The organism is Micrococcus sp. HSID17227 (assembly GCF_003989405.1).
GTDB lineage: Bacteria > Actinomycetota > Actinomycetes > Actinomycetales > Micrococcaceae > Micrococcus > Micrococcus luteus.
In genome coordinates, this window is record NZ_RBLN01000170.1 from 1 (window position 1) to 4699 (window position 4699).

General features: G+C 73.6%; 3 protein-coding genes and 2 pseudogenes. 3 read left to right on the forward strand and 2 right to left on the reverse strand.

Annotated elements, in window-relative coordinates:
• Both D8M29_RS08635 and D8M29_RS08640 read left to right on the forward strand, forming a co-directional pair.
• Positions 1-162, forward strand: a pseudogene (locus D8M29_RS08635) (IS3 family transposase); the annotation flags it as partial.
• Positions 129-488: pseudogene (locus D8M29_RS08640) on the forward strand (malate dehydrogenase); the annotation flags it as partial. The pseudogenes D8M29_RS08635 and D8M29_RS08640, both read left to right, overlap by 34 nt.
• A 103-nt stretch (positions 489-591) precedes the next feature.
• Here the strand turns inward: D8M29_RS08640 and D8M29_RS08645 are convergent.
• Positions 592-1512 (reverse strand): carbohydrate kinase, encoded by a 921-nt coding sequence (locus D8M29_RS08645; protein WP_036337149.1) that lies wholly within the window; start codon positions 1510-1512, stop codon positions 592-594.
• A gap of 126 nt (positions 1513-1638) precedes the next feature.
• Between D8M29_RS08645 and D8M29_RS08650 the strand changes: the two genes are divergently transcribed.
• The gene (locus tag D8M29_RS08650) at positions 1639-2976 is read left to right on the forward strand and encodes a uracil-xanthine permease family protein (protein WP_036316530.1); all 1338 of its coding nucleotides are present in this window, start codon (positions 1639-1641) and stop codon (positions 2974-2976) included.
• A 161-nt stretch (positions 2977-3137) separates the two neighbouring features.
• Here the strand turns inward: D8M29_RS08650 and D8M29_RS08655 are convergent, their stop codons facing one another.
• Entirely contained in the window at positions 3138-4529 is a 1392-nt protein-coding gene (locus D8M29_RS08655; RefSeq protein ID WP_036316513.1) for an aspartate aminotransferase family protein, read from the reverse strand.
• Positions 4530-4699: the final 170 nt, after the last annotated feature.

The following is a 4699-nucleotide window of genomic DNA, read 5'->3' on the forward strand; positions in this document are numbered from 1 at the left end:
CACCTCAAGGGCAAGTTGCGGGTGAGCGAACGGATGGCGTGCCGTCTGGTCGGGCTGAGCCGCTCCGCGTACCGGCGACCGCTCAAGGGCGACACGGTCGCGGACCCGGATCGGGCGCTCAGGGAGTCGTGCCGCGCGTGGCGAGGCGGGGCGCGGAGATCATCGAGGTGCGCGGGGCGAGCTCGGCGGCGTCGGCGGCGTCCGCGGCGATCGATCACATGCGCGACTGGACCCTCGGCACCGGTGTGGACGCGGACGGTGCGCCGCGCCGGACGTCGGCCGCGGTGGTCTCGGACGGCTCCTACGGGGTGCCGGAGGGGCTGATCAGCTCGTTCCCCGTGACGTCCGACGGCGGCACCGCGTGGCGGATCGTGCCGGGGCTGGAGCCGGACGAGTCCGTGCTGCCGGGTGAGGGCGGGCGGCTGGCCGCGACCGTCGCCGAGCTGGAGGCCGAGCGCGACGCCGTGCGAGGGCTGGGCCTGCTCTGAGGCGGCCGGGATCTTCTGCGTCTCTGACCCTTCTGGGGGCGTCCCCACCCGCCGGAAGGGTCAGATGCGCAACAGATTCGTGCGGGGACGGGCGGGCGTGGGATCAGTCCGCCAGCTCGGCCCGCGTGGGCGGGTCCGCCCCCGGGCGGGAGGCCGTGATCGCCGACGCGCGGGAGGCGTAGATCAGCACCGACTCGACGTCGGCCGGGTCCATCGCGTGCAGGCGGCCGCGGTTCGCGGCGCCGAGCAGGGAGCGGTCGTCGAGGGCGGCGAGCAGGGCGGCGGTGAACGAGTCGCCGGCACCCACGGTGTCCGCGACGTCCACGGGCACGATCGGGCGCTCCACCACGCCGTGCGCGGTGACGGCCACGATGTCCTCGGCGCCGCGGGTCATCACCACGAACGCCGGGCCCATCCGCTGCCACGCCTGCAGCGACTCGAGCAGCGGGCGGTCCGGGTACAGCCAGGCGATGTCCTCGTCCGAGGCGTGCACCACGTCCGCCAGCCGCACGGACTCCTCCGCGCGGGCGCGGGCGAACGCCCGGTCCGGCACGATCGTGGGCCGCACGTTGGGGTCGTAGCTGATGGTCGTGACCGCGGAGATCCGCTCGAGCAGGGCCATCACCTCGGCGTCGCCGGGGGCGAGCATGGTGGCGATGGAGCCGGCATGCATGTGGTGCAGGGGGCCGCCGGCGGCGTCGTCGAAGTCCCGGGCGAGCGCGGCGGCGGGCGGCAGCGTCCAGTCCAGCTCGAACTCGTAGCTGGCGGCGCCCGTGGGGTCCAGGCGGGCGGTGGCCACGGAGGTGGCGGCGGCATCCGGCTCGAGCAGGCAGCGCACGCCGTTCTCCCGCAGATGCGAGGCGATCATGTCCCCGTGCGCATCGCGGCCGAGGCGGCCGGCGAACAGGACGGGCCGCTCCAGCCGACTCAGGCCCACGGCCACGTTCAGGGGGCTGCCCCCGACGTGCACGCGGGGGGTCGCGGTGTCCGAGACCACGACGTCGACGAGCGCCTCTCCGATCACACCACAGTACTGAGCCACGCGCCCCACGGTACCCTAATCACCGGCGCGGAACCGGGGCTGTGCTCAGGCTTCCAGGCCCCCGAGAAACGCCCGACACCCCCATCCCCGACCCCTCGGCAGGCGGCCATGTCCCCCACCCCCACCCGGCCCTCGCGCGGCCCCGGCTGGCGCCTCCACGGCGACGGCCGCACCATCACCCCGGGCACCGTCGTCGCCCCGGACGAGCGGCTGAGCTGGCCCCGGACCGTGGGCATCGGCGTGCAGCACGTGATGGCCATGTTCGGCGCCACCGTGCTCGTGCCCGCCCTGACCGGCATGCCCGCGACGACGGCGCTGCTCTTCTCCGGCCTGGGCACCCTGCTCTTCCTGGTCATCACGGGCAACCGCCTGCCCTCGTACCTGGGCAGCTCGTTCGCGTTCATCGCACCCCTGACGGCCGCCGCCGCGATCGGCGGCACGGGGGCCGCGCTCGGCGGCATCCTGGTGACGGGCCTGCTGCTCACGGTGATCGGCGCGATCGTGCACCGCGCCGGCACCGGGTGGATCCACGCGCTCATGCCGCCGGCGGTGATGGGCACGATCGTGGCCCTGATCGGCCTCAACCTCGCCGGCGCCACGACGACGGCCATGCAGGAGGTGCCGGTCACCACGTTCGGCACGGCCCTGGCGGTGGTGCTCACGGCCGTGACGTTCCGGGGGCTCCTGGGCCGCCTGTCCATCCTCGTGGGCATCGTGGTGGGCTACGTGCTGGCCCTCGCGCAGGGCCAGGTGGACTTCGCCGCCGTCGGGGAGGCCGCCTGGATCGGGCTGCCGCCCTTCCACGGCCCGGAGCTGCGCTGGGACCTGCTGCCCCTGTTCCTGCCCGTCGTGCTCGTGCTGGTCGCGGAGAACATCGGCCATGTCAGGACCGTCGGGCTGATGACCAAGCGCGACCTGGACCCGCTCACCGGCCGTGCCCTGATCGCGGACGGCCTGTCCACCATGCTCTCCGGCGCGGGCGGCGGCGTCGGCACCACCACGTATGCGGAGAACATCGGCGTGATGGCCAGCTCGCGCGTCTACTCGACGGCGGCGTACTGGGTGGCCGGCCTGACCGCGATCGCCCTCGCGTTCCTGCCGAAGTTCGGGGCCGCCGTCGCCACCATCCCGGCCGGGGTGGCCGGCGGCGCGGGCATCATCCTCTACGGGATGATCGGCATGATGGGCGTGCGCATCTGGGTGCAGAACCGCGTGGACTTCTCCAACACCGTGAACCTCATGACGGCGGGTGCGGGCCTGATCATCGCGATCGCCGACCCCCAGCTCGTGGTCGGCGGGCTCGTGTTCGGCGGCATCACGCTCGGCACGGTCGCCGCCCTGGTGGTGTACCACCTCATGACGGCGATCGCCCGCGCCCGCGGCACCGAGCCGGTGCCCGAGGACGAGGAGCAGTTCGAGGCCTCGGAGGCCGGCCGGCTCGGCTGACCCCGATCCCGCGCCACGCGCATCCCCGCGCCACGCGCACTTTCGGTCGTGAGATAGGGCCAATCTCACGACCGAAAGCGCTGAGAACCCCCATTTCACGTTCGAAAACGCGGGGTGGGCGGACTGGGGCGGGGCCGGGCGGGGCTGGGGGGCGGGTCCCGTCAGCCGGCCGCGACCTCCTCGTCGGCGAGGGCGAGGACCTGGTCGAGCACGTCGAGGCCGAAGCGCAGGTCCTCGTCCGAGATGTTCAGCGGCGGGCACAGGTGGAACCGGTTCTCGGCCATGAACAGCAGCAGCCCGCGGTCCTTGGCCTCGGCCATCATCCGCCCCATCACGGGCGCGACCTGACCGAGCGGGGCCAGCCGCTCCCGAGTCTGCCGGTCCTTCACCAGCTCGACGGCCCAGAACGCGCCGGCGCCGCGCACGTCGCCCACGCTCGGGTGGGCCGCGGCGATCTCGGCCAGGCGCGGCCCGATGACCTCCTCGCCGATGCGCTTCGCGTGGGCGACCATGCCCTCCTCCTCCATCGCGGTGATCGCGGCGACGGCGGCCGCGCACGCGAGGGGGTGGCCCGAGTAGGTCAGGCCGCCGGGGTAGGGCGTGGTCGCGAAGCTCTCGTAGACGTCGTCGCTCATGGCGACGCCGCCCAACGGCACATACCCGGAGTTGACCCCCTTGGCGAACGTGACGATGTCCGGGGTGACGCCCGTCAGCTGGTGGCCGAACCACTCGCCCACGCGGCCGAAGCCGACCATGACCTCGTCGATGATCAGCAGGATCCCGTGCTCACGGCACAGCTCCTTGACGCCGGCCATGTAGCCGGGCGGCGGCAGGAAGATGCCCGCGGTGCCGGGGACGGCCTCGAGGATCACGGCGGCCACGGTGGAGGGGCCCTCGAGCTCGATCACGTCGCGCAGGTGGGCCAGCGCGCGCTCGGCCTCCTGCTCGTCGCTCTCCGAGCCGAACGCGGAGCGGTACGTGTACGCGGGCTGGAAGTGCACGACGCCGTCGGACGCCGAGTCCGAGCCCACGCGCCGCAGGGAGCCGGTCAGGTTCGCCGTCAGGCGCGTGGCGCCGTGGTACGAGAGGTACGCGGAGAGCACCTTGTGCCGGCCCGTGTGCAGGCGTGCCATCCGCACCGCGTGCTCGTTGGCCTCCGCGCCCGCGTTCGTGAAGAACACGTGGTTGATGGACTCCGGCAGCCGCTCCGTGATCAGCCGGGCCGCCTCGGACCGGGCGTCGTTGACGTGCTGCGGGGCCACGGTGGCGAGCGTCTCGGCCTGCTCCCGGATCGCGGCCACGATCTTCGGGTGGCGGTGGCCGACGTTCGTGAAGACGAGCTGCCCGCTGAAGTCGACCATGGGCCGACCCTCGCCGTCCCACACCCACGACCCCTCGGCGTCGAGGATGGTCATGGGTGTGAGGTCGCGCTGCGCGCTCCACGAGTGGAACACGTGCGCGCGGTCGAGCTCGTGGGCGCGGCGGCCGCGCTCGATGGCCTCGTCGCTGATCCGGGGGTCCCGGCGGCCGACGTGCTGCTGATGCTCGGACATGCGCCCTCCTTGAGTGTGATGCGGCTCATTCCGAGCATAGGCGCGCCCGCCCTCAGCGCGAGCTGGCGCCCCGCCGCCCGCGCGCCACCCCCACGAACGCCTGCACGAGCTCCGAGTCGGCCGCCTTGAGCCAGGCCAGGGCGACGTCCCAGCCGGGGTGGCGGGCGTCG